20 protein-coding genes are annotated in these 24,982 nt (G+C 69.6%); 13 read left to right on the top strand and 7 right to left on the bottom strand.

Going from position 1 to position 24,982, the window contains the following annotated elements; genetic code table 11:
* Positions 1–7: 7 nt before the first annotated feature.
* The 5 genes from AC0685_RS21980 to AC0685_RS21960 form a co-directional block, all read right to left on the bottom strand.
* Complete coding sequence (locus tag AC0685_RS21980; RefSeq protein ID WP_478227246.1) at positions 8–2,092, bottom strand: AbfB domain-containing protein; 2,085 nt, start codon at positions 2,090–2,092, stop codon at positions 8–10.
* Between the two features lie 36 nt (positions 2,093–2,128).
* Positions 2,129–3,208, bottom strand: a complete 1,080-nt coding sequence (locus tag AC0685_RS21975) for a hypothetical protein (RefSeq protein ID WP_478227245.1) — start codon at positions 3,206–3,208, stop codon at positions 2,129–2,131.
* Positions 3,209–3,262: 54 nt separating this feature from the next.
* Positions 3,263–5,302: an AbfB domain-containing protein gene (locus AC0685_RS21970; protein ID WP_478227244.1), complete on the bottom strand. Its 2,040-nt coding sequence runs from the start codon at positions 5,300–5,302 to the stop codon at positions 3,263–3,265.
* Between the two features lie 140 nt (positions 5,303–5,442).
* Complete coding sequence (locus AC0685_RS21965; RefSeq protein ID WP_340687499.1) at positions 5,443–5,727, bottom strand: Lrp/AsnC family transcriptional regulator; 285 nt, start codon at positions 5,725–5,727, stop codon at positions 5,443–5,445.
* A 39-nt stretch (positions 5,728–5,766) separates the two neighbouring features.
* Complete coding sequence (locus tag AC0685_RS21960) at positions 5,767–7,485, bottom strand: DEDD exonuclease domain-containing protein (RefSeq protein ID WP_478227243.1); 1,719 nt, start codon at positions 7,483–7,485, stop codon at positions 5,767–5,769.
* An 85-nt stretch (positions 7,486–7,570) separates the two neighbouring features.
* On the opposite strand from AC0685_RS21960, the gene AC0685_RS21955 reads away from it, so the two are divergent.
* The gene (locus tag AC0685_RS21955; protein ID WP_478227242.1) at positions 7,571–8,959 is read left to right on the top strand and encodes an NYN domain-containing protein; all 1,389 of its coding nucleotides are present in this window, start codon (positions 7,571–7,573) and stop codon (positions 8,957–8,959) included.
* A 263-nt stretch (positions 8,960–9,222) separates the two neighbouring features.
* Here AC0685_RS21955 and AC0685_RS21950 read toward each other — a convergent pair whose 3' ends face one another.
* Positions 9,223–10,215, bottom strand: coding sequence for a hypothetical protein (locus AC0685_RS21950; RefSeq protein WP_478227241.1), 993 nt, complete (start codon positions 10,213–10,215; stop codon positions 9,223–9,225).
* A 194-nt stretch (positions 10,216–10,409) separates the two neighbouring features.
* Here AC0685_RS21950 and AC0685_RS21945 point away from each other — a divergent pair, with 194 nt between their 5' ends.
* The 3 genes from AC0685_RS21945 (at position 10,410) to AC0685_RS21935 (ending at position 13,386) form a co-directional block, all read left to right on the top strand.
* A complete protein-coding gene (locus AC0685_RS21945; protein ID WP_340687502.1) occupies positions 10,410–10,652 on the top strand; it encodes a hypothetical protein in 243 nt (80 codons plus the stop codon).
* A gap of 445 nt (positions 10,653–11,097) precedes the next feature.
* Positions 11,098–12,150: a C40 family peptidase gene (locus AC0685_RS21940; protein ID WP_478227240.1), complete on the top strand. Its 1,053-nt coding sequence runs from the start codon at positions 11,098–11,100 to the stop codon at positions 12,148–12,150.
* A 78-nt stretch (positions 12,151–12,228) separates the two neighbouring features.
* Positions 12,229–13,386, top strand: a complete 1,158-nt coding sequence (locus tag AC0685_RS21935) for a glycosyltransferase family 4 protein (RefSeq protein ID WP_478227239.1) — start codon at positions 12,229–12,231, stop codon at positions 13,384–13,386.
* A gap of 4 nt (positions 13,387–13,390) precedes the next feature.
* On the opposite strand, the gene AC0685_RS21930 is transcribed toward AC0685_RS21935, so the two are convergent.
* Entirely contained in the window at positions 13,391–14,014 is a 624-nt protein-coding gene (locus tag AC0685_RS21930) for a nucleoside/nucleotide kinase family protein (RefSeq protein WP_478227238.1), read from the bottom strand.
* Positions 14,015–14,138: 124 nt separating this feature from the next.
* On the opposite strand from AC0685_RS21930, the gene AC0685_RS21925 reads away from it, so the two are divergent.
* The 9 genes from AC0685_RS21925 to AC0685_RS21885 all read left to right on the top strand — a co-directional run bounded on the left by AC0685_RS21925 (position 14,139) and on the right by AC0685_RS21885 (position 24,978).
* The gene (locus AC0685_RS21925; protein WP_478227237.1) at positions 14,139–14,492 is read left to right on the top strand and encodes an SRPBCC domain-containing protein; all 354 of its coding nucleotides are present in this window, start codon (positions 14,139–14,141) and stop codon (positions 14,490–14,492) included.
* Positions 14,493–14,516: 24 nt separating this feature from the next.
* A complete protein-coding gene (locus tag AC0685_RS21920; RefSeq protein WP_478227236.1) occupies positions 14,517–15,722 on the top strand; it encodes a cytochrome P450 family protein in 1,206 nt (401 codons plus the stop codon).
* Positions 15,723–15,747: 25 nt separating this feature from the next.
* A complete protein-coding gene (locus tag AC0685_RS21915; protein WP_478227235.1) occupies positions 15,748–17,028 on the top strand; it encodes an adenosylmethionine--8-amino-7-oxononanoate transaminase in 1,281 nt (426 codons plus the stop codon).
* 238 nt (positions 17,029–17,266) lie between these two features.
* Positions 17,267–19,525, top strand: a complete 2,259-nt coding sequence (locus tag AC0685_RS21910) for a bifunctional SulP family inorganic anion transporter/carbonic anhydrase (RefSeq protein ID WP_478227234.1) — start codon at positions 17,267–17,269, stop codon at positions 19,523–19,525.
* Positions 19,526–19,963: 438 nt separating this feature from the next.
* The gene (locus AC0685_RS21905; RefSeq protein ID WP_478227291.1) at positions 19,964–22,171 is read left to right on the top strand and encodes a SulP family inorganic anion transporter; all 2,208 of its coding nucleotides are present in this window, start codon (positions 19,964–19,966) and stop codon (positions 22,169–22,171) included.
* A 48-nt stretch (positions 22,172–22,219) separates the two neighbouring features.
* Positions 22,220–22,942, top strand: a complete 723-nt coding sequence (gene bioD / locus AC0685_RS21900; RefSeq protein WP_478227233.1) for a dethiobiotin synthase — start codon at positions 22,220–22,222, stop codon at positions 22,940–22,942.
* 84 nt (positions 22,943–23,026) lie between these two features.
* Positions 23,027–24,043: a biotin synthase BioB gene (gene bioB, locus AC0685_RS21895; RefSeq protein ID WP_400562928.1), complete on the top strand. Its 1,017-nt coding sequence runs from the start codon at positions 23,027–23,029 to the stop codon at positions 24,041–24,043.
* Entirely contained in the window at positions 24,030–24,233 is a 204-nt protein-coding gene (bsaP, locus tag AC0685_RS21890) for a biotin synthase auxiliary protein BsaP (RefSeq protein WP_125684417.1), read from the top strand. Before bioB ends, bsaP begins: the two co-directional genes overlap by 14 nt.
* A 139-nt stretch (positions 24,234–24,372) precedes the next feature.
* A complete protein-coding gene (locus AC0685_RS21885) occupies positions 24,373–24,978 on the top strand; it encodes a DUF2567 domain-containing protein (protein WP_478227232.1) in 606 nt (201 codons plus the stop codon).
* The last annotated feature ends 4 nt before the right edge of the window (positions 24,979–24,982 follow it).

Genomic DNA, 24,982 nt, shown 5'->3' with positions numbered 1-24,982 from the left:
GCTGGACTCAGCCGATGGGGACGACGACGCGGCGAAGCACCTTCATTTCGCCGTCGGCCGCGTTCCAGGTGATGTACCAGCCGTTCTGGAAATCACTGCGGCGCCCGCCCGGGATGTCGTACTCGTCGCTGGTCGGGAAACCGAGCTGACCGGTCTCCGCGCCGAGCGAGTCCCATTTGCCGCGGATGGCGCCCATCACGAGCTTGGCCCCGGTCGCCGGGGTCCAGTAGATCGCGACGCCTTGCTGCAGCGAGATCTTCGCCGAACCGTTCCCGGTCACCTGATGGGTCAGCGGCAGCAGCCATTTGTGCCCGCCCATCGCCAGGTACCGCGCGTGGACCTCGCCGGTGACGAACCTGGACCCGGTGTCGGGACCCCAGTAGACGCGGCCGTTCTGGAAGTCCCGGTAGCGGACGCCGGCGTCGTGGACCTCGGCGGCCTTCGGGTTCCCGGCCAGGGCGCGCAGCTGGTCGTCGTTGTACCAGCCGAGCATCAGCGGGGTCGAGACCTCGGGGTTGGGGGCGACGACCTTCCAGCCCGAGTCCTCGTTGAACAGCCGGTCGGTGTCGAACCAGTTGCCGCCGCCGAGCTGGGCGACCCACAGCTGCGCGTCGATGTGCCGCAGGACCCGGCCCGGCTGCGCCTTCGACTCCAGCGCGATGCCCCAGCCGGTGCGCTTCGGGCACCAGGTCGCGTCCCGTTTGAACGCGTCCGTGCCGTCGTTGCCGTGCAGTTTGACCCGGAAGTCCTGCTGCCGCAGGTAGTTCCCGGTGCGATCGACGGATTCGAAGGAGTAGCAGAGCGGGTCGGCGAGCCCGTTCGCGACCTTCCACGTCGCGTACGGCAGCGGTTTGGTGCCGTCGGTGCCCGCCTGCCCGGGCGTGATCCAGGCGTCGCCACCGCCGCCGTGCGCGTACCAGCCCCGCACCCCGGGCGTCACGGTCTGGAGGGACTGGTTCAGCACCTGGTACTGGCCCTCGCGCAGGAACGCGACGACGTCGGCGCGCGAACCGGTGAGCGCGGTGTCGGCGGCCGCGACCAGCCGGGGCCGGACACCGCCGTTCTCCGCCCTGGTCTTGATCTCGCGGACGACGCGGCGGTTCGCCTCGTCCTCCTCGCGCTCACGGCGTGCCTTGCCGCGGTCGGCCGCCTCCTTGAGGCCGGTGTTGACGAACGTCCGCCACACGGCCGGGTCGATGCTGCGCGAAGCGAGATCGGCGGCGTCCTTGATCTCGACGTTCGCCGGGATCGCGAGTTCGGGCAGGCGCAGCAGCTCACGGATGAAGACGTCGTCGGGGGCCTGCAGCCAGACGGTCTGGAAGGTGGCGGGGATGGCGGCCACCGCCGAACGCCGCTTGAGTTCCCGCTCGACCCGCTGGGCCTCTTCCTCACCCTGCTGACGCGCCTTTTCGATGGCCGCGAGGTCGTCCTGCTCGGCGAGTTCGAGGACGGTGACCTCGATGAAGGTCTTCCACGCGGCGGCGTCACCCTGGTACGCGGTGGCGGCGCCCGCCTTGACCTTGCTGCCGGTGGCGGCCCGGCTGAAGACCTGGAACACGAAGTTGCGGTCGGTCAGGTCGAGCATCGCCGGGTCCGGGGCGATGTGCGCGTTCTCCATCGCCTTCATCCGCGTGGTGACGCGATGCTGCTTTTCGGCGTCGCGCAGCACCTGTTCGTCCTGGTCGCGCTGGACGAATTCGTGGACGCCGGTGCGGATGAACACCGAGGCGTCGGGCACGGTGAGCCCGTAGACCCGGGAGGCCTCGGCCTTGGTGCGGGGGAACGTGTCGATGCTGATCTTGTCGTAGATCCGGAAGACGAAGTTCTTGTCGGACAGCCGGAGCCAGTCGTCGGTCGGTTCCCCGACCTGGATGGCGTTGACGGCGTCGACCTTCTCCCGTTGCGTGGCGGCGGGAATGACCGTAGAGCCGACATCGGGTTCGGCCGTCGGGATCGCCGGCGGCACGGCCTGCCCTGGCGGTGGTTCGACCGCGTGGGCGGGAGAGCCCAGCAGTCCGGAAAAAGCGGCGGCGACGGCGGCCACCGCCAGGCCACGGCTCAACCGTGACGTGGACATAGTCGTTCTTCGCATACCCCAGTCACCTTTTCTCGAGTGAGACGGTCGTGATCAGCTCGGGTTCTTGATCCGCTGTTCGCCTTCGAGTGCCTGCCGCAGCAGCGATTCCCAGTACGCGGCCTGGTCGACGGCCATCGAGCGGTTGTTCTCCCAATCGGCCTCGGTCGTCTTCGCCGGGTCGATGATCGCGTTCCAGTTCGGGTTCTGCGCCTGCTGGGCCGCGAGCAGGATGGCGCGCCACGTTTCGGCCTGCTGCCGCGAGAAATCGCGCGCCTCCTCCCATTTGGACTGCGCGGGCGAGGCCTGCGTGCCGACGGTCCGCCAGGCCACCGCGGCCTTGTCCCTTGCTTCCTTGCCGGCTTCGCCCTCGGTCTCCCTGGCGGCCTTCTCCGCGGCTTCCGCGTCGGTGATCAGCCTTGCGATGGTGTGCAGCCACTGCTGGTTCTGGTCGAGCACCCGCTCACGGAACGACTCGATGTCCAGCCGTGCCGCGTGCGCCCAGCCCCAGGCGAAGAAGTCGGTCAGATCGTCGTCGGTCGACCCCGTCCGCACGGCGTAGGAGGCGGCGAACCGCACCTGCGCCCCGGGGTCGTTCTGCGCCAGCATCCGGATGTAGCGGCGATCCTCTTCGACCAGCGCCCGTTTCTGCTCACCGAGGTCGGCGCGGAACTTCAGGTCGCGGGCCTTGGCGGCCTCGTAGCCGCCGCCGTGGCAGAACTCTTCCCGTTTCGACGGCGTCTGGGTCAGGTAGTACGAGGCAGCTTTGTGGACCTCCGGCGAATACTGCCTGGTATGCGTTTCCAGCAGCCTGTTCAGGAAATCGATGTTGCGTTTGTCGAGGTTCTGCGCCCTTTCCTTCGCGAAGACGAGCCCGCCATCGGGAAGCCGCAGGAACTCGATGGCCGCCGCGTCCGGATCCTCGCTCAGCAGCGCCACCCACGCGTCGGTCCTCACCGTCGCGTACACGCCGTATTTCGCGTGGTACAGCACTTCCCTCCGGGCGACCTCACCCGGCGTCGAGGCCGCGACCGAGACGACGCCCGGCACGGCCGCGACCGCCACCGGGACGGAGACCGTCCCGGTGAACAGGACGGCCGCGCACAAGGCACAGGACAGCATTCGTTGATACACGGAAGCCCCCAATAACTTCGGTGCAGAATGGATATTCGGTTGTGTGTGGAATGGTCAGCGGCGATAGGCGAGCGTTTGCCCGGTCGCCGGATAGTGGACGATCCAGCCGCCCTGGAAGTCGCTGCGCCTGCCGTTGTCGATGGCGTACTCGTCACTGGTCGGGTAGCCGAGATAGCCCGTCCCGCCGCCTTCGGCGATCCACTTGTCCTGGATGGCGCCGTAGACGAGTTTCGGTTCGATCGACCTGTCGCCCCGGTAGAGGCTCGCCCCGTTCCGGAACTTCACGCGTTGCGCGCCGTCGGGGAGGGTCTCCTGGTCGGCCTCCGGGAACGAGAACTGGAGACTGCCGAAGGCGACGTACCTCGCGACGAACGGCGAGCCCATCCACCTCGTGGCCGCACCGAGCCGATCGTGGTAGTACATCCGGCCCTTTTCGAAGTCGCGGTACCGGAACCCGTTGCCGTCATAGCCTTCGAACACCTCGGGGGCGACGGGAGCGCCCACCGCCGAGGCGGCCGCGGCGTCGTTGTACCACCGGAGCATGAGGACCGTGGTGACCTCGGGATCCGGTTCCCGTGCCGTCCACGCGGTGTCGTCCATGAAGGACGGGCCGCCGTCGAAGGCGTTGGGCCCGGTCCGTGCCGCCACCCAGAGCTTGTTCTGGAAATGGCGGAGGAACCGGCCCGGCTGGGCCTTCGATTCCAGCGCGACGTGAGCCGAGACGGGTTTCGGGCACCAGGTCGCGTCGAGTTTGAACTGGTCCGTGCCGTCATGACCCTGCACCTTCACCGCGAGGTTCTGCTGCCGGAGGTAGGTGCCCACCTGACGGGTGGATTCCAGCGAGTAGCAGCCCGCGTCGGCCAGTCCGGTCACCACCCGCCAGTTCGCCGCGGGGAACGGCCTGGTCCCCGTCGGCCGGTTCGGGTTGTCCCCGGTGCTGATGGTCCCGTCGCCGACGACGTTGCCGGTCACGTAGAAGCCACGCCGCCCTTGGCCGGTGGCCATGAGCGACTGTGCCAGCGGCAGGAACTGCCCGTCCCGCAGGAACGCGGTGACTTCGGCGGGCGTGCCCCGCAGTGCCGCGTCGGCGGCTTGGACCAGCCGCGGCCGCAGCCGGGAGGTCTCGGCCTTCGCCCTGATGTCCCGTACCTTCTGGCGATCGGCCTCGTCGCGCGCGGCCTGGTCACGGGCGTTGTCCCGTTTGACCGCGTCGTGGACGCCGCGGTCGATGTACGCCCGCCACACGAGCCTGTCGCTGCTCTGCAGCGCGGCCAGCGCCGCGGCCCTGACCTCCGCGTGGACCGGATCGGCGAGCTGGACGGTCTTGAGCAGCTCGCGGATGAAGTCGTCGTCGGTGACGCCGAGCCACGCCGGGTTCAGCGTGATCGGGACGGCGTTGACCGCGTTGGTCCGCGCGAAGTCGGACTCCAGCTTCTTCGCGGCTTCTTCGTCCCGCTCGCGTTCGCGGGCGATGGCGTCGAGCTGATCCTGTGTGTGCAGGTCGTAGACCGCGGTGGTGATGAACGTCTTCCAGCCGGCTTCGTCCCCGCCCCAGGCTTCGAGCGCGCCGTTCTTCACCTTCGGACCGGCGGCGCGCTTCCAGACCTGATAGACGAAGTTCTGGTCGGTACCGTCGAGCATCGCGGCGTCCGCGGTGATCCCGACCCAGCGCGCCGCGTCCTCCCTGGCCTTCCTGGCCAGCGCGAGCGCGCGGTCACGCCTGATCTTCTCGTCGTGGTCGCGTTCGACGAATTCGTGGATCCCGGTGCGGATGAACGCCGACGCGTCGGCGACTTCTAGTTTGTAGACGCGGTACGCCTCGGTCCTGGTCAGCGGGTACTGCGCCGGGTCGGCCCGGTCGTACACGCGGAACACGAACGCCTTGTCGTCCAGTGAGGTCCAGTCGGCGGTGATCTCCTCACCGATGGCCGTGACGGCCCTGGCCTTTTCGAGAAGGCTGGCGGGCGGGACCTCCGACGCGGTGGCGCCGGTCGCACCTTCGGCGGCCGTCGGTGACACGATCGCGAGGTTTGCGGACAGGAAAACGGCAGCGGCCATCGCCGCGATCCCCAACGGGATCGATCTTCGATACATTTTCGGTTATCCCCAGTTTCCGAGATTCCCCCAGTGAAATCCCGGTCGAGGTTCACCTAACCGCTGATGTCCGATTCGCGCAAGATCCGCTTGGACGAGTCAGGAAATCACTCTTGTGGCGAGTGTCCGGACAGGAATTCTCAGGCGCCTTCGACGCCGATGTCGAACGCGGACTCGCTGTCGGCCTTCGAGTACGAGCGGAACGCGATATGCGTGACCGTGTTCAGCACGCCGGGGACCTTGCCGATCTTCGCCGGGATCAGATCCGCGAGGTCTTCGTGGGCCGCGACGCGGACCGAAGCGATCAGGTCGACGTCGCCCGCGCAGGAGTAGACCTCGCGGACGCCCTCGATGTCCGCGATCGCCTGTGCCGCCTCGGGGATGGCATCGGCCTCGACCTGGACCAGCACGATCGCGGTGATCACTACAGCGCCTCCTACGTCAATGAATCCGGTGCCGGAATCCTAGCCCGCCACCCGTTCCAGTGCCGTCGCGCTCGCCGCCAGGTCGAGCCACTCCTGCCAGCCGCCCGCGGCGGCGGGCTCCGCCCACGGATGCGTCGTGCGCACGAGCCGGACACCCGGGCGGGTCAGCCAGCGCAGGAGGATGCCGATCTCCTCGGGGATCGCGCCGAAGAGCGGGCCGGGTCCCGGGATCACCGTCTCCGCCGAGGCCACGAGCATCTCGACGACCGGCATCGGCGGCACCCCGCGCCGCGCGACACCCGCCGACGCGAGCCTGCCGTGCCGGATCACCGCCAGTTCCCAGCCGCCGTTCCCGTCCGGCCCGGCGGCGATCAGCTCCGGGATGCCCGCCAGCGCCGACTGCCGGTGCGCGCGGCCGACCGCGCGGATCAGCCCGGCCAGGTGATCGCGATGCTGGGCGGCCTGTTCGTAGTGTTCCGCCGCGGACAGCCGGGCCAGGTGATCGGCGGCGGCCCGCAGCGGACGTCCGTCCGTCCCGGCGATGAGCCCGGACACCGCCAGCACACTCGGCCGGTACGCCTCGACCGTCTGTTTGCCGGCGCACGGCGCCCCGCAGCGCCCGAGCTCGGCGAGGACACAAGGCGTCCCGTTCGGCGCGGTGGCCGAGATGCGCTGGGTGCACGTCCGCAGGCCCGAGGCACCGGCGAGGGTGTCCGCGGCGGTCCGGGCGTCGATCTGGGTGCGAAAGGGCCCCAGCATCCCGTCTCGCGGCATGCGGACCACCGACAGGCGGGGGAACGCCTCCTCGGTCAGCGCGACCCACCACGCGTGCCGTGGGTTCTTGGAACGGCGGTTGTACATCGGGCGGTGGGCGGCGATCAGCCGCAGCTCCCGGACGGCGGCCTCCAGCGCGTGCGCGCATTCCACCGCGTCGACCCGTTCGGCCAGCGCGACCATCTCCCGGATCCGGCCGCGGCTCTCCGAACCGGTGAAGTACTGCCGGACCCGGCGGCGCAGATCGGACGACGTCCCGACGTAGAGGACCTCGTCGCTCGGGCCGCGGAACAGGTAGACGCCGGGCCTCGATGGCAGATGCTCGGCCAGCGAGCGTTTGCGGCGCTGGGCGGCGGTCACCTCGGGCAGGTAGTCCAGCAGTTCCTCGAGAGTGTGGACGCCGAGGTTGCCCACCCGTTCCAGCAGGGCGTGCAGGACGTCGACGGTGGCGCGCGCGTCCGCGAGCGCGCGGTGGTTGGGCGTCGTGCGCGCGCCGAACAACGCGGCCAGCGCGGAAAGCCGGTAGCTGGGCGTCTCGTCGCGGGAGATGACCCGGCGGGCGAGCCGGACCGTGCAGACGACGGCCGTCTTCGGCCAGTGGTAGCCGTGGCCTTCGCAGGCCGCGCGCATGAAGCCGGTGTCGAAGGCGGCGTTGTGCGCGACGAGCACGGCACCGGAGATGAACTCGAGGAAGGCGGGCAGCACGCGCTCGATGCGGGGAGCGTCGTAGACCATCGCGCCGGTGATGCCGGTGAGCTCGACGATCTGCGGCGGGATCGGCATCCCCGGATTGACGAAGGTGGCGAATTCGCCGACGACCTCGCCGGCGCGGATCTTGACCGCCCCGATCTCGGTGATCCCGTCCGGACCGGGTTTCGTCCCCGTGGTCTCCAGGTCGAATACGACGAAAGTGATGTCCCGCAAGGGAGTTCCCAGCTCGTCGAAGGCGAGTTGCGCCGCGCCGGGCCGCCGTCCGGTGTCCATGGTCGGGCACAGTAGGGGCGGGCACCGACAATCCCGGGGTGTCCCATCGAGCGCGCCCCGAGGGGATGGGGCCTACGCTGGAGCGATGCAACCGCAGCCCGCAGTGCCCGAATCGCCCGAGGACGCCATCGGCGGCCTCTCGGGTGTCGTGGCGTCCGCGGGCGCGCAGGAGCCGTCCGAAGAGGTGCCCGCCGAAGGCTGGACGTCCTTGCCGGAGACCGTACGCGAGCGGATCGCCGAGCTGGCGGCCGCCGCCGTCGGCAAGCTGCCGGTCGCCGACGTGCCGAGGCAACTGCGCCCGGTCGCGAAGTTCGCCCCGGCGAAACGCGCGAAACTCGGCGGGACGGCGTTGCTCGCCGCGTTGGGGGAGTCGTCGCAGTTCCGGGTCGCGGTCACCGAATGGCTGCGCGACCACCGCAAGGACGCCCTCGACCCGAACGCCCCCGATTCCGTCGCCGCCGCGGCCGCCGCCGTGCTCCTCGGCGAGGCCGGCGCGGCCGGACGGGTCCGGCTGGTGGCGAAGAACGCCGAGGAGACGGCGTTGCGCGCCGAACGCGACGCCGCGCTGGCCCGCAACCAGCGGCTGGAGACCGAACTGGCCCAGCTGCGCGAAGAGTTGCGCGAGGCCAAGGAAATCGCCAGTGGTGCGCGGGGAGAACGCGACGCCGAGGTCGAGAAGCTGCTGAAGCGTTTGCGGGAACAAGGTGTCCAGCTGCGCCAGGCGAAGGACGCCGTCGCCGAGGCTCACGCTCGGATGGAGAGCGGAGGCGCTGAGAGCGCGGAGGAGATCAAGGCGCTGAAGGCCCAGCTGGACCGTGAGAGGCAGCGTGTCGCGGCGGAGCGGGCGCGGGCCGAGAAGGCCGTCACGGACGCCGAGATCGCCCGGCAGTCCGCCCGCGAGGCGCGTCAGGCCGACGAGGTCAGGCTCGGGCTGCTGCTGGACACGATCGAAGGCGCGGTCGGCGGGCTGCGCCGGGAACTTTCGGTGAGCGCGCGGGGGCAGCGACCGGCGGACATGGTCCGCGGCGCGACGTCGGGTATCGGGGCGGGCGGCAAGATCCAGGACGTCACCGGGCTCGACCGGCATCTCGCGCTGCCCAACGTGCACCTGATCGTCGACGGCTACAACGTCACGAAGACCGGATATCCGGAGCTGGCGCTGTCCGACCAGCGCGACCGGCTGATCCACCAGCTCTCCGCGCTCGCCGCGCGGACTTCGGCCGAGGTCACCGTGGTGTTCGACGGCGCCGGTGTGCTCTCCGTGCCCGCGGCGGTGCCGCGAGGGGTGCGGGTGCTGTTCTCCGAACGCGGTGTCCTCGCGGACGACGTCATCCGGTCCCTGGTCGCGGCGGAGCCGCCCGGGCGGCCGATGGTGGTCGCGAGCACGGACCGGGCGGTGGCGGACTCGGTGCGGCGCAAGGGCGCGCACCCGGTGCCTTCCGCGGTGCTGGTGTCGCGGCTCAGCCGAGTGTGAGGTGTGATCGCCACTTGAGCGATCGCGCGTCGAGTGGGCGTTGGGGCGCGTCTCGTGAGTGGTAATGACGGTTAGAGCCAACGGTGTCTTGCGTACCTACCGGAGGCGGCTGCCGGTCGGTCGCGGGTCCGTGAAGGCCTCCTTCCCTACGCTCAAGGTAGGGAAGGAGGCCTTCACGGACACCAGAACGCCGGCAACGGCACGTTAAGGCTGGTCCAGGTCCCCTCGTGAGTGGTAAGGACGGTTAGAACCGTCCTTACCACTCACGAGCAGGTCGGGCAGGTGACGCGTTCGGCCGTCGGTCGCCACCCCTCCCGCATGAGGACCATCCGCACCTCGGCCGCGACCTGGCACGGCGAATTCCGGACGTCCTGCCAGCCGTAGACCAGGCGTGCCCGGCCGGCGAGTTCGGCCGCGTTGTCCCGCCGACGGTCCCGGAACGCGACGGCGGCCATCGCGTGGGTGGCTCGCCCGTCCAGACGGACGGTCAGCGCCGCGCCTCGCGAGTCGTAGGTGACGTCCTCCCACAACGTCTTTCCGTCGACTTCGACCGCTGTCTGCCGGTCCCCCGGCGGCAGGCCGTGTCTTTCCTCGACCTGCTCCTTGAACTCCACTTCGAGTGCTGACATGAGACCTCCGGCCACCAGTTCGAGACCTCGCTGGATCTCGGCGCGGAAGCGGAAAGGCGGACGCATCGAGACGCAGTCCCGCATCGCGGAGACCGGGACTTTGCTCCGGCTGACAAGGTCGACGACGACGTTCACCGCGTCTCGTGCGTTGGCCTGGGAGGCCGCCAGATCGACGATCGTGTCCGTGGGTTTGGTACGCGGCGGCCATGCCTCGGCGGCGGAGTACGGGAGCGCTCGCGACCGGTGCACTTTCACCAGTGAAGGCTGGGAAATCGCGGAACTGGAATAGGGCACGGTGATCTCGATCGGCCCCTCCTGGACCGGCAGGAGGCGCCATTCCTCAGCCGCGGTGCGATGGCTCAGCACCGCGTGCCCGCCTCCGTAGCGGAGCGCGGCATGAATCCTGGCCGACCTCAGGAGAAGGCCTGTGAAAGTCGCGTAGACCCGCGGCAGAACACGCTGCCAGCGCCCTGCCTGCAAGTTCGCGACGATGTCGGCCTTGCTGTGTCCATAGGCCAGAAGCTGGGCCCTGGTCACTATGCCGTGCTGTTCCTGCAGGAGGACCGGCCAGCTCGGTCGTTGTTCGGCCGGGATGGCTTCTTCCGACCAGCGTTTGTGTAGGGGCACACGTCCACGGTGGCTGGGGAGGGAGGCCGAAAAGGAGGTACGGGCGAAAGTTGTGGATGGTGGGAGAGGTTGTGGACAACTCGGGCCTCGTGAGCGGTAAAGACGGTTCTAACCGTCTTTACCACTCACGAGGCCCGAAACTGTCGGTGGTCGCTCTTAATGTGCACCTCACCACTGAAAGTGAGGAGTCCGAGATGCATGACAAGGCCATCGCCGACATAGCGGACATAGAGACGCTCGTCATCGATTGCGACCGGTGCGCGGTCCGCGGTGACGCATGTCATGACTGTGTCGTCAGCGTCCTCCTCGGCGCGCCGCCGGCGCTCGAATGGGACGCCGACGAACGGAAAGCGGTCGACGCGCTCGCGGAGGCGGGGATGATCCCGCGCCTCCGGATGGTCGCGATCGTGGAGCAGGAGCGCCGGAAGTCGGCCTGAGACACGCCACTACCGGGACATTCGACGAGTGGTCGATCCGATCGGGTGAACGGTAGGTAGTCGCGACAGGTCCCAGGATGTAACGCCCGTCACATCTTTCCGCTCATGCTGGTCCGAAGGTGTTTCGGCGCATCACGGAGAGTTTTTGCGCCCGCCATGGTGGACGTCGTGCCCGCGGTTTCGTAACCTGTCCGAGATCTCGTGGCCGGAAGTCGTCGCCAGACGACGACACGGGATCGCCACCGAGGCAGCTTTGTCGGGGAGTTGCAGCAGAACCAGCCGTGCGTCAAACCTGTTGCGATAGCTCTCGGCCAGGCGCAAGGCGGGAACGCGGGGAACCGCGCGGGTCTCACGGCCGGCGTCGCGGCTCCGCGGAAGAGGGCCCCCGACCTCTTCGTTCCGGGTTCCGAGTCGGTGGCCGACAGCAAAGGAGACACGCGCGACCGTGCAGTCGCATCCAGTGAAGCGCGTGGTGTCAGGAGCTTTGGCCGCGGCCGCGGTGATCACCGCGGTGACCGTCGTCCAGGCCCCCGCCACTGCCGCCCCAGGCCCCGCCCTCCAACAACCCCCGTCCGGCTCGGACGCGCTCGCCAAGTACCGCGACCTCGCGGCACAGGCGGAGAAGGCGAACGAAGACCTCCTCAAGGCGAAGGACGACCTCGCCGCGAAGCAGAGCGAGCTCGACAAGGCGACCGCCGACGCCGCCGCCGCCAAGGAACTCGGCGTCAAGGCGGCCGGTGACGAGAAGACGTTCCAGGCCGAGGTGAACCGGTTCGCCGGTGCGTCCTTCACCAGCGGTGTGCAGCTGAACAAGCTGTCGTCGCTGCTGTCGGGCGCCTCGACCCAGGACTTCCTGGAGCGCTCCTCGGCGCTCGAGGTCCTCGCCGCGAACAAGAACACCGCCCTGAACAACCTGAGCGGTGCCGTCGCCCAGGCCGCGGCCGCGGCCAAGCAGGCGGCGGACGCGCAGAACGCGGCCACCGCCGCCCGTGACACGGCCGCCAAGCTGACCACGGACATCGAGGCGCGGCAGAAGACGCTGAACGACCAGCTCGCGGAGATCCAGCGGGCCAGCAACAACCTCAGCGCTTCGGACCGCAACGCCCAGAAGGACAAGGGCGGCGCGTTCCCCAACGTGCCCGCTCCGGGTCCCGCCGCGGCGACCGCCCTCTCGGCCGCGAAGAGCAAGCTCGGCAGCCCGTACGGCTGGGGCGACACCGGCCCGTCGTCCTTCGACTGCTCCGGTCTGATGCTCTGGGCGTACAAGCAGGCTGGGCTCACCCTTCCGCGGTCCAGCCGCCAGCAGTCGACCTTCGGCGCCGCGGTGCAGCGTTCGCAGCTCCAGCCGGGTGACCTGGTGTTCTACAACTCGCCGGTTTCGCACGTCGGCATGTACGTCGGCAACGGCATGATGGTGCACGCGCCGACCACCGGTGACGTCGTCAAGGTGTCGCCGCTGCAGAACAACTACGTCGGCGCCCGTCGCCCGACGGCCTGACGAACGACCGAAAACGGGGCGGTACCGCGCAGGCGGTGCCGCCCCTTTCGCGTGCCAGGGGCCAAGTAGCCTGCAGGGGTGCTGAGGACCCTGCTGGTGACCAACGACTTCCCGCCCCGGCCAGGCGGTATCCAGAACTACCTGAACTCGCTGGCCACCCGCCTGCCCGCGGACGACCTGGTCGTCTACGCGCCGTCCTGGGAATCGAGCACCGGCTCGCACGGCGAGTTCGACGCCGCCGCCCCCTTCGAGGTGGTGCGCCATCCGACGTCGCTGATGCTGCCGACCCCGGACGTCCTCAAACGGGCCAAGGAGATCATGCGTGCCCGCGACTGCGAGGCCGTCTGGTTCGGCGCCGCGGCGCCGCTGGCGCTGCTGGGGCATCCGCTGCGGTCGGCGGGCGCCCGCCGGGTGCTGGCGTCGACGCACGGCCACGAGGTCGGCTGGTCGATGCTGCCGGGCTCCCGGCAGGCGTTGCGGCGGATCGGCGACACCGTCGACGTGATCACCTACGTCAGCAAGTACACGCGCTCCCGGTTCTCGGCCGCCTTCGGCCCGATGGCGGGGCTGGAGATGCTCCCGTGCGGTGTCGACACCGCGCTCTACCGCCCGGATCCGGCCGCGGGCAAGGAGATCCGCGAGCGGCACGGGCTCGGCGACCGTCCGACGATCGTATGCGTTTCGCGGCTGGTCCCGCGCAAGGGCCAGGACATGCTGATCAACATCCTGCCCGAACTCCGCAAACGGATCCCGGACGTGGCGCTGCTGCTCGTCGGCGGCGGCCCGTACCGCAAGACACTCACCGGGCTCGTCGAGGCGCTGGGCGTCGAAGACAGCGTCGTCATCACCGGCTCGGTGCCGTGGAAGGAGCTGCCCGCGCACTACAACGCGGGTGACGTCTTCGCGATGCCGGCGCGGACGCGCGGGAAGGGGCTCGACGTCGAAGGCCTGGGCATCGTGTACCTGGAGGCCTCGGCGACCGGGCTGCCGGTCGTCGCCGGGAATTCCGGTGGCGCGCCGGAAACGGTGCTTGACGAGGTCACAGGGCACGTGGTCGACGGGCGTGACGGGCAGCAGCTGCGGGAGACGCTGGCCGCGTTGCTGGCGGATCCGGTGCGGGCGCGGCGGATGGGTGCCGCGGGCCGCGAATGGGTCGGCGAGAACTGGCGCTGGGACACCATGGCGGGCAGGCTTTCCGGGCTGCTCGACGGCGACCCCGTCGCGGCGGTGCGCTGAGGAGTCAAGGTTCGTAGCGCGCCGGATGCTTCGGATCGTCGACGCGGATCACCACGTCGGACAACGCTGACGGGCCGACTTCCCGTTCGTAGCGTTCGTAGGCGGGGAGCGCCCATTCCTCGGGCACCCGCCGCTTGAGTGCCGCGGGCGAGAGCCACAGGTGCACGCTCAGGTCGAAAGGGAGCCCGGCGCCGAAGAGAAACTCACCGTCCAGCAGGACGACGCCGCCCCCGGGCAGTGTGACGCGTTCGGCACGCGTGGCGCGATCACGGACCGGGTCCCACAGCGACGGGAGAACCAGGCCGCTGCCGTCTTCGGCGAGCGGGTCCAGCACCTCGCGACGCAGGGCGCCGAGGTCGAGCCAGTCGCTGTAGCGAGAATCCGGGTCCTCCTTGCCGCGTTCGAAGCGCAGCGAGGCCGACCTGAGGAAGTCGTTCGCCGAGACCCGCAACGCCGCGTGACCGGCGATCCGCAGGGGATCGACCAGGGCATCGGCGAGTTCTGTGGTGTTGGTCGCACCGGCCGCGCCGTCGATCGCGACCGCGATCCGGCGGCGGCCCGTGATCGCCGTGATGCGCTGGGTCAATTCGGAGACCAGCAGAGTGGGAGAAATCGGACGGTAGCGCACAGACAGAGATCCTCCACCCGGACCGGTGACTGTCGCACGGTACACCCGATGGGATGATGGCCCGGTGGCAAAAGCAACGGCCAAAACAGCCGGAAGTGGTTGGCAGGTAGGCGTTTCCCAGACGGTGCCGTTCACCAGCACCCAGGTCTGGGACTTCCTGGTCGGACGCGAGGGCGTGGGGATCTGGCTCGGCCCGGGCGCCGAGCTCGGCACCGAGCTGGGCGCGGCGTACGAGACGGCGAACGGGACGACCGGCGAGATCCGCGGCCGGTCCGAGGGCGACAAGCTCCGGCTGACCTGGCGACCGAAGGACTGGGACCACGACTCGACCCTGCAGATCACGGTGAGCGGCACCGAGCAGAAGACCACGCTCCGGTTCCACCAGGAATGGCTCGCGGGCGCCGACGAGCGCGAGGAACAGCGGGCATACTGGACGGAAGTGACCGAGCGAGTGGTGGCCGCGCTGGCCGAACGCTGACCCGCGCGCCGGGGAGGCGTACCGATGGGGGCAGCCGAAAGCGTGCGGAACCTGGCCGACGATCTCGTCCAGGAACACCGGGTCTCCGAGCTGTTGCGAGCGGAAGGCCCGGCCCGCAAGGTGCGGATGCCGCGCGGTCTGGACGTCTGGATCGTCACCGGATACGCCGAGGCCCGCGCGCTCCTTTCGGATTCCCGCGTGGGCAAGGATCCGGCGGCCATCCGGCGGCTCTTCGACCGGGACGGCTTCGAATCCGCGGCCGACAACGCCGTACGCGCGCTCGGCGGGCACATGCTCAACTCGGACCCGCCGGACCACACCCGGCTGCGCAAACTGGTCAACCAGGCCTTCACTTCGCGTACCGTTTCCCGGCTGCGGCCCAGGATCGAGCAGATCACCGCGGAACTGCTGGACGGCATCGACGACGCGGAGCGTGCCGACCTGCTTCCCGCTTTCGCGGTTCCGCTGCCGATCCGGGTGATCTGCGAGTTGCTCGGCGTCCACGCGGGCGACCAGCCGGCGTTCGCGACGTGGTCGAACACGATGGTCGCCTGGTCGACGCCGGAGGAACTCCAAGCCGCGGCGGCGAAGATGCACGCGTATCTCGTGGACCTCATCGAGGAAAAGCGCGCCGAACCCGCCGATGACCTGCTTTCGGGCCTGATCCACGCCAGCGACGAAGGCGATTCGCTCTCCGCGGAGGAATTGCTGGCCATGGCGTTCCTGCTGCTGGTGGCGGGGTTCGAGACGACGGTCAACCTGATCGCGAACAGCGTTTTCGCGCTGCTGCGCGAGCCGGACCAGCTGGCCGCGCTCCGTGCCGATCCCGCCCTGCTGCCCGGCGCGATCGAGGAGTTCCTGCGCTACGACGGCGCGATCCACCTGGCGACCATCCGGTTCACCCGTGAACCCGTCCCGGTCGGTGACGTCGAGATCCCGGCGGGTGAATTCGTGCTCGTCTCCGTGCTCGGCGCGAACCGTGACGCCGGGCGGTTCGAAGACCCGCACCGGCTGGACGTCACGCGGTCGGCGACGGGGCATCTCGCGTTCGGGCACGGTATCCATTACTGCGTCGGTGCCCCGCTGGCCCGGTTGGAGGCCGAGATCGCGTTGCGCGGGCTGCTGGAGCGGTTCCCGGCGCTGAGCCTGGACGCCGAGCCGGAAACCTTGCGGTGGCGGGAAAGCACTCTCGTCCACGGGCTGGAAACCCTCCCTGTGCGCCTGCGCTGAGGAGAGGGTGTCGTAGGGTCGCCGGATGGACGCCGCCGAACTCCTCGCGCTCGACGCGGAACACGTCTGGCACCCGTACGGGCCGATGCCGAGCACGATCGATTCCCTGCTCGTGCGGGAGGCGAGCGGGGTCCGGCTCACCCTCGACGACGGCCGTGAACTGGTCGACGGCATGTCGTCCTGGTGGGCGGCGATCCACGGCTACCGGAACCCGGTGCTGGACGCGGCGCTGGCCGAGCAGGCGGGCCGGATGAGCCACGTGATGTTCGGCGGGCTCACCCACGAACCGGCGATCAGGCTGGCGAAGACGCTGGTCGACCTCGCGCCGGAGGGCTTGCGGCACGTCTTCCTGTGCGACTCGGGGTCGGTGTCGGTCGAGGTCGCCGTCAAGATGTGCCTGCAGTACTGGCAGTCGTTGGGGCGCAAGGAAAAGCGGCGCCTGATGACCTGGCGCGGCGGTTACCACGGCGACACGTTCACGCCGATGAGCGTCTGCGATCCCGAGGGCGGGATGCACTCGCTGTGGCGCGGGATCCTGCCGGACCAGCTGTTCCTGCCCAAACCGCCCGGCGGTTTCGCCGACGAGCCGGATCCGGCGTACCTCGAACTGCTCGCGACCGAGATCGGGCGGCACGCGGGCGAGCTGGCCGCGGTCATCGTCGAGCCGGTCGTGCAGGGCGCCGGCGGGATGCGGTTCCACCCGCCCGCGTACCTGCGCGCGCTGCGCGAGATCACCGAGGCCAACGACGTCCTGCTCGTCTTCGACGAGATCGCCACCGGTTTCGGCCGCACCGGCACGATGTTCGCCGCCGAGCACGCCGGCGTCACGCCGGACGTCCTGTGCCTCGGCAAGGCGCTGACCGGTGGTTACCTCACGATGGCGGCGGCGTTGTGCACGCCGGAGATCGCCGACGGGATCTCGCGCGGTGAGCTGCCGGTGCTGGCGCACGGCCCGACGTTCATGGCGAACCCGTTGTCCTCGGCCGTCGCCAACGCCTCGCTGGGGATCCTGGCCGAAGGCGGCTGGAAGTCCGACGTCCCGCGGATCGAGGCGGCGCTGAAGGCCGGGCTCGAACCGGCTCGCGAGCTGCCCGCGGTCGCCGACGTGCGAGTGCTCGGCGCCATCGGCGTGGTGGAGCTGGACCATCCCGTGGACATGGCGGTGGCGACCGAGATCCTCACCGCGAACGGGGTCTGGCTGCGCCCGTTCCGGAACCTGATCTACACGATGCCGCCTTACATCTCCGAGGCGGACGACCTCGCCGCGATCACCTCCGCAATGGTCTCCGCCGCACAAAAAGCGTAAAACGGCGAAATTCAACCCAAAGAGTGTGACTGCGGCCACAGCAAACCGGAGAGGCCACGCTGGGTACAGAGCGTGGTCGCGAGTTGATCTTGGTCAAGCGAACGGGCGAGTCCGATCGAGGTCCAACTCGGGTGCTTTGTCGTGAAAGCGTGATATGTCCTAGTTCCCCGGCGCACAAGCAAACCTGAGAAACCTTTGCGTAGCGGACTTTTGCGCGCCGATCGGGTTTCCTGCCCCCATGATCGACATCGTTGGTGACGAGCACGACACCGGACCTCCGGGCCGCCGCAATCCCGCATCGACCCTCCTGAAGAACCTCCGCCACGACCTCCCGGCTTCGGTCGTCGTCTTCCTCGTGGCAGTCCCGCTTTCCCTCGGCGTCGCACACGCCGCCGGCGCACCCTTGCTCGCCGGACTCATCTCCGCCGTCGTCGGCGGAATCGTCGCGAGCCTCTTCGGCGCCTCCGTTCTGCAAGTCAGCGGTCCCTCCGCCGCGTTGACCATCGTCATCGCGGAGACCATCGCCACCTTCGGCTGGGCCGCCACCTGCGCGATCACCGCCGGGGCGGGCCTGGTCCAGATCCTCTTCGGCGTCTGCCGCGTCGCGCGGGCGAGCTTGGTGATCTCACCTGCCATCGTGCACGGCCTGCTCGCCGGGATCGGCCTGATCCTGGTCCTCGGCCAGCTGCACGTCGTGCTCGGTGGCACGCCGCGGAGTTCCGCGATCGAGAACGTCCTCGCGCTGCCGGGCCGGATCGTCGGGCACCACGACCAGGCCGCGCTGATCGGTGTCGTCACCGTCGGTGTTCTGCTGGCCTGGACGCGGATGCCGCGTTCGGTGCGCCGCGTCCCCGGCCCGCTCGCCGCCGTCGCGCTGGCGACCGGCCTTTCCGTCGCGGCCGGGATGGACCTGCCGCGCGTCGACCTCCCGAACGGCTTGCCAGGGCTGGGTTTCGTCCCCGAGGCGCCGTCCGGGTCCTGGGCCGCGATCATCGCCGCCGTCCTCTCCATCGCGCTCATCGCCAGCCTGGAGAGCCTGCTTTCCGCCGTCGCCATCGACAAACTCCGCGAGGGGCCACGCACCGACCTCAACCGTGAACTGATCGGACAAGGCCTGGCGAACGCCGCTTCCGGGTCGCTCGGCGGATTCCCGGTCACCGGCGTCGTCGTGCGCACCATGACCAACTTCGAAGCGGGCGCCCGCACCCGGATGTCGGCGATCCTGCACAGCGTCTGGATCCTCGGCTGCTGCCTGTTCCTGGCGGGCGCGCTGCGGCTGATCCCGCTCGCCGCGCTCGCCGGTCTCCTCGTCTACGTCGGCGCCAAACTGGTCAACCTCGCCAACCTCCGTGAGGTCCGCCGCCACGGTGACGTGCCGGTCTACCTCGCGACCCTGCTCGGCGCGGTCGCGGTCAACCTGCTCACCGGTGTCGCCGCGGGGATCGTGGTGGCGCTCGCGCTGATGCTGCGCCGGATGCTGTTCTCCGGGATCCACGTCGAACGGGACGGCCCGCGGATCCGCGTCGTCATCGAAGGGGCGCTCACTTTCCTTTCCGTGCCAAGGCTTACGACCGTCCTGGCCGAAGTCCCCGAAGATTCGGAAGTCACGCTCGAACTGTTCGTCGACTACCTCGACCACGCCGCTTTCGATTGCCTGCGCGGCTGGCAGCGCGCGTACGAACGCGCAGGGGGAACCGTGATCGTCGACGAGATCGGGCATCCGTGGTTCGGGCGCGGGAAGGCGGGCGTCCCGACCGTGCGCCGCGGCGTCGCCTCTCGCGTGGTGCCGCGATGGCTCGCGCCGTGGTCGCAATGGCAGGCCGAACATCTCGAACTGCCTAGCCAGCGCGGCGGCAGCGTTCCGTTGTGCCGTGGCGCTTCGGAGTTCCAGCGGCGGACGGCGCCGCTGCTGCGGAGCACGTGGGACGGACTGGCGAACGGGCAACGGCCGCACACGTTGTTCGTCACCTGTGGCGACGCGCGGATCGTGCCGAACCTGATCACCACCAGCGGGCCGGGAGACCTGTTCACCGTGCGGAACATCGGAAATCTCGTCCCGCACGCCGGCGCCGAAGCGGATTTCTCGGTGGGGGCGGCGATCGAGTACGCCGTCGGGCTGTTGCGGGTGCGGGAAGTGGTGGTGTGCGGGCATTCCGGCTGCGGGGCGATGAAGGCGCTGCTCGGTGACGCGCCCGCCGGTCTCACGCGCCTCGGTGGCTGGCTGCGCCACGGCGAGGCGACGGTGCGGCGAAGGGAAAGCGAAGGGCCGGTGCTGCTCGACGGTGTCCATCCCGGCTACGAGGCGGACCTGCTCGCGTTGCACAACGTGGTGCAGCAACTGGAAAACCTGCGCTCGTACCCGGTGGTGGAAGCCGCGCTGGCGCGTGGCGAACTCCGGCTGACGGGGATGTACTTCGACGTCGGGAAGGCGAACGTGTACCTGCTCGACGAGGCGCTGCGGTCGTTCACTTCGGCGGCGAGCCCGGTGAAGTCCTGAGCTTGCTGGGGTCGTGAGTGGCGATTCGGGTCAGGGCCGAGAGCGTCGTGGGTGCCTACTGGGTTTGGCTGGGGCTGATCATGTGTCCGTGAAGGCCTCCTTGCTTACCCTGAGGGTAGTGAAGGAGGCCTTCACGGACTTCAGGCGGGCACGGGCGCCGGTGCCGAGTGGGTCACCGGGGTCGTGAGTGGCGATTCGGGTTCTAACCCGAATCGCCACTCACGACCAACCCGACCCACCACGGTCCGGCGCTTGGTCATTGGCCGGGCGGCCGACCGATACATCCCAGGATTCGGGAGTCCGTAAGGCTTTTCGCAACGAGCGAGACATCTCCGGGCAACGAAACGGGCCGAAAGTGGGCCACACCACTCTCCTGTGGGGTGATATTCACTCGATAGGGTGGTGCATATCGGACAATTCACCAGTTTCCTGGTGATCATGATGGTGATCATCAAAAAGCCCCTCGCCGTGCTCCGGTACGACCTGCCCGCCTCGTTGGTGGTGTTCCTCGTCGCCGTCCCGCTGTCACTCGGGATCGCTCTCGCGTCAGGGGCGCCGATCGTCGCGGGGTTGATCGCCGCCGTGGTGGGAGGTGTGGTCGCCGGAGCCCTCGGCGGCTCACCGCTTCAGGTCAGTGGTCCGGCCGCCGGGTTGACGGTGATCATGGCCGAAACCATCGCGACCTTCGGCTGGGCGACCACCTGCGCGATCACCGTCGCCGCGGGCGCGCTTCAGATCCTGCTCGGGCTGAGCCGCATCGCCCGCGCGGCGCTCGCGATCTCGCCCGCCATCGTCCACGGCATGCTCGCCGGTATCGGCGTCACGATCGTCCTCGGCCAGCTCCATGTCGTACTGGGCGGAACGGCCCAGAGTTCGGCACTCAAGAACATCGCCGAACTGCCCGCGCAGATCGTCGGCCACCACGACACCGCCGCGTTGATCGGCGTGCTCACCATCGGTGTCCTGCTGCTGTGGCCGCGGCTTCCCGAGTCCGTCCGCAAGGTGCCCGGCCCGCTCGCCGCGATCGCGCTGGTGACCGTGCTGTCCGTCGCCGCCGGGATGACCCTGCCCCGCGTCGACCTGCCGGGTGATCTGCTCAACATCCGCTTCGCGCCGGAATTCCCGGACGCGGGCTGGGGCGCCTTCGCCGTCGCGGTCATCACCATCGCGCTGATCGCCAGCGTGGAAAGCCTGCTGTCGGCGGTCGCCGTCGACAAGATGCACACCGGGCCGCGGTCGAACCTCGACCGCGAGCTCATCGGGCAGGGCGCCGCGAACATGACTTCCGGCGCGCTGGGCGGCCTCCCGGTCACCGGCGTGATCGTCCGCAGCTCCACGAACGTCGCCGCCGGCGCCCGCACCCGCGTGTCCGCGATACTGCACGGCGTCTGGATCCTGGTGTTCGTCGCCGCGTTCGCCGGGCTGATCCAGAACATCCCGCTCGCCGCGCTGGCCGGCCTGCTCGTCCACGTCGGCGCGAAACTGGTGAACCCCGGACACATGAAGCAGGTCCTCAAACACGGCGACCTGGGGCTGTACCTCGTGACGCTCGCCGGGGTCGTCGTCTTCGACCTGCTTACCGGCGTCCTGCTCGGGATCGCGCTTTCGGTACTGCTGATGCTGCGCCGCACGGTGTGGTCCGGGATCCACGCCGAACGCGACGGCGACGATTGGCGCGTCGTCGTCGAGGGCGTCCTGACGTTCCTTTCGGTGCCGAGGCTCAGCCGGGTGCTCGCGACCGTGCCCGACGGCGCGAAGGTGACCCTGGAGCTGGTCGTCGACTACCTCGACCACGCCGCCTTCGAAAGCCTGTCGAACTGGCAGCAGGCGCACGAACGCTCCGGCGGGCAGGTGACCGTCGACGAGATCGGGCATCCGTGGTTCGCCAACGGCAAATCCGGTGATCCCACGCTGACCAGGACGGCCGCGATGCGTTCGGTACCGCGGTTCCTCGCGCCATGGTCGGACTGGCAGGCCAAGGACATCGAGGTGCCCGGCCAGCGTGGCGGGCCCACCCTGCGCGGGGCGACCGAGTTCCAGCGGCGCACCGCCGCGCTCATGCAGCCCGCGCTCAGCAAACTGGCGGGTGGCCAGTCGCCGCACACGCTGTTCATCACCTGCGGTGACGCTCGGATCGTGCCGAACATGATCACCACGAGCGGTCCCGGCGATCTGTTCACCGTCCGCAACATCGGGAACCTGGTGCCCGCCCGCCGGGCCGACCCGTCGATGGGCGCCACCGTCGAGTTCGCGGTCGGGGTGCTGAAGGTGCGCGAGATCGTGGTCTGCGGGCATTCCGGCTGTGGCGCGATGCAGGCGCTGGCCACCGGCGCCCCGGACGGCGCGCCGATGCTGGCTTCGTGGCTGCGGCACGCCGAGCCGAGCGCGAACCGCAAGGTGGCGGTGACCCTCGACGGCGAACGCCCGGAATCCGAGGTCAACCGGCTGGCCCTGCAGAACGTGCTGCAGCAGCTGGAGCACCTGCGCCACTACCCGCTGATCGCCGAGGCGGAGGCACGCGGCGAACTGCATCTGACCGGGATGTACTTCGACGTCGGGGCGGCGCAGGTCTACCTGTCCGACGACGAGAGCCCGGCGTTCACGCCGGTCGGTGTCGTCGCGGCGGTGCCCGAACAGGGGAGCTGACGGTCCCGTTCAGCGTTCCTTCACTCCGACCCACTAGATTCAACGCACGTGAGCATGCTGGTCATGACCGGCACCGGTACGGGTGTCGGCAAGACGATCTCCACCGCCGCCATCGCCGCTCTGGCCGCCGGTCAGGGCCAGCGTGTCGCCGTGCTGAAACCGGCGCAGACCGGAGTGGGCCCGGACGAACCGGGCGACCTCGCCGACGTGCTCCGGCTCGCCGGTCCGGTCACCACCCGTGAGCTGCGGAGATATCCGGATCCGCTGTCGCCGGAGGCGGCGGCCAGGCTCTCGGGACTGCCGACGCTGGGCCCGAGCGAGATTTCCGCCGCGGCGAGCGACCTCAACGGCGAGCACGACCTCACGCTCATCGAGGGCGCGGGCGGCCTGCTGGTCCGTTTCGACGCCGACGGGGCCACGCTGGCCGACGTCGCGTGGTCGCTGGGCGCGCTGGTCATCATCGTCGCCGAGGCCGGGCTGGGCACGCTCAACGCGACCGCGCTGACCGCCGAGGTCGCCACCAAACGCGGGCTCACCGTGGCCGGGGTGATCATCGGTTCGTGGCCGGACGAGCCGGATCTGGCGGCGGTGTCGAACCTGCGGGACCTGCCGGTCGCCGCCGGCGCCCCGCTGCTGGGCGTGCTGCCCGCCGGGCTGGGCACGGCCGGGCCCGAGGAGTTCGCCGACCGGGCCAAAGCCGGACTCTCGCCGTGGTTCGGCGGGGAGTTCGACCCGGAATGCTTCGTCGGCCGCGCGTCGGCGCAGAAGTGACCTGCGTCGCTGTGGCCGAGGCCCCCGGTCGTGCACGATGATGTGCCTTTGCTTCACCGCCCCACCCCGAACAGGAGCCGCCTCGTGACCACTGCCCCGGAGACCGTCGACATCCTCGCCGTGGCGCGTGACCAGGTCCTCGAGCGTGGTGTCGGGCTCAGCGAAGAGCAGATCCTCGAGGTCCTGCGGCTCGGCGACGATCACCTGACCGACCTGCTGGCCCTGGCCCACGAGGTCCGGATGCGCTGGTGCGGCCCCGAGGTCGAGGTCGAGGGCATCATCAGCCTCAAGACCGGCGGCTGCCCGGAGGACTGCCACTTCTGCTCGCAGTCGGGCCGCTTCCCGACGCCGGTGCGGTCGGCGTGGCTGGACATCCCCGGCCTGGTCAAGGCCGCCCGCCAGACCGCCGAGACCGGCGCGACCGAGTTCTGCATCGTCGCCGCCGTCCGCGGCCCCGACAAGCGGCTGCTCTCGCAGGTCCGCGAGGGGATCAAGGCCATCCGCGAGGACGGCAACGACATCCAGATCGCCTGCTCGCTCGGCATGCTCACCCAGGAGCAGGTCGACGAGCTCGTCGAGATGGGCGTGCACCGCTACAACCACAACCTGGAGACCGCGCGCTCGCATTTCGCGAACGTCGTCACCACGCATACGTGGGAAGAGCGCTGGGAGACCCTGCGCATGATCCGCGAGGCGGGCATGGAGGTCTGCTGCGGCGGCATCATCGGCATGGGGGAGAGCATCGAGCAGCGCGCCGAGTTCGCCGCGCAGCTGGCCGAGCTGAACCCGGACGAGTGCACGATGAACTTCCTCATCCCGCAGCCGGGTACGCCGTACGAGGGATACGAGGTCGTCGAGGGCAAGGACGCGCTGCGCACCGTGGCCGCGTTCCGGCTGGCGATGCCCCGCCCGCTGCTCCGCTTCTCCGGCGGCCGTGAGCTGACCTTCGGCGACCTGGGCACCAAGCAGGGGATGCTCGGCGGCATCAACGCGATCATCGTCGGCAACTACCTGACCAACCTCGGCCGCCCGGCCACGGCGGACCTGGCGATGCTCGACGAGCTGAAGATGCCGGTGAAGGCCATCAGTGACGTCCTCTGACCGACCGGCGTTCTGTGTCCACTGTGGACAGCCGTCCGACGGTGGCGCGGAACATCCCGCCTGCCACAACCCGAGAACGGCGCTCGAACCGCCGCGCTACTGCACGTACTGCGCGCGGCGGATGGTCGTCCAGATCACCCCGGTCGGCTGGACGGCCCGGTGCAGCCGTCACGGCGAACTCGCCGGCTGACTTCGCCCATTTCGTCCTCTGAATGCGGTGGTTGCACGCGCAACCACCGCATTCAGAGGACGAAACGCGGTGGAGGCGCGTGCGCTGGGGGCGTCATTGGTTACGCTCTGCACAAGCAGCACGAGGGAGGAGTCCGGGGTTGGGCGAGACGACCGGTAAACCGGCGCACCTGTCTTCCAGCGTGCCCGACCCCTGGTCGGTGCCCGTGCTGCCGAGGCCGCGCCGTCCGTACCCCAAGGTCGTCGTCAAGGCCGATCTGCTGCCGGCGGTCAGCGTCCTGTCCACGGCGGGGCTGCTCGGCTTCCCGCTGGCCTGGCTGTGGTCGAGGCTCGCGCCGCCCCAGCGGATGCGCGTGATCAACGACCGCGGCACCCTCGCCCCGCTGGAACTGGAAAGCTGGCACCGCTTCGACGACCTGGCCGTCTACGGTTTCCTCGCGCTCGGCGCCGGGCTGCTGATCGGCATCGTGACCTGGCTTCTTCGGGAGCGCCGCGGCCCGGTCGTGCTGATCGCCGCGACCGGCGGCGCGACCCTCGCGGGCTGGCTGGGGACGACGATGGGCGTCGCGTTCGCCAACGGCCGTTACGAGATCGCCGCGGCGCCCGCCATCGGCGACGTCATCGCGAAGGCGCCGCAGATCGAATCCCCGTGGATCATGCTCGCCGCGCCGTTGATGACCACGCTGGCGTACACGTTGCTGACCGCGTGGAACGGACGGGAAGACCTGGGCCGCCGCCTCGGCTGACGAA

Source organism: Amycolatopsis sp. NPDC043889 (assembly GCF_056435645.1).
Note: the sequence above shows the minus strand (reverse complement) of the source record. Positions and strands in the feature narration are given on the sequence as shown.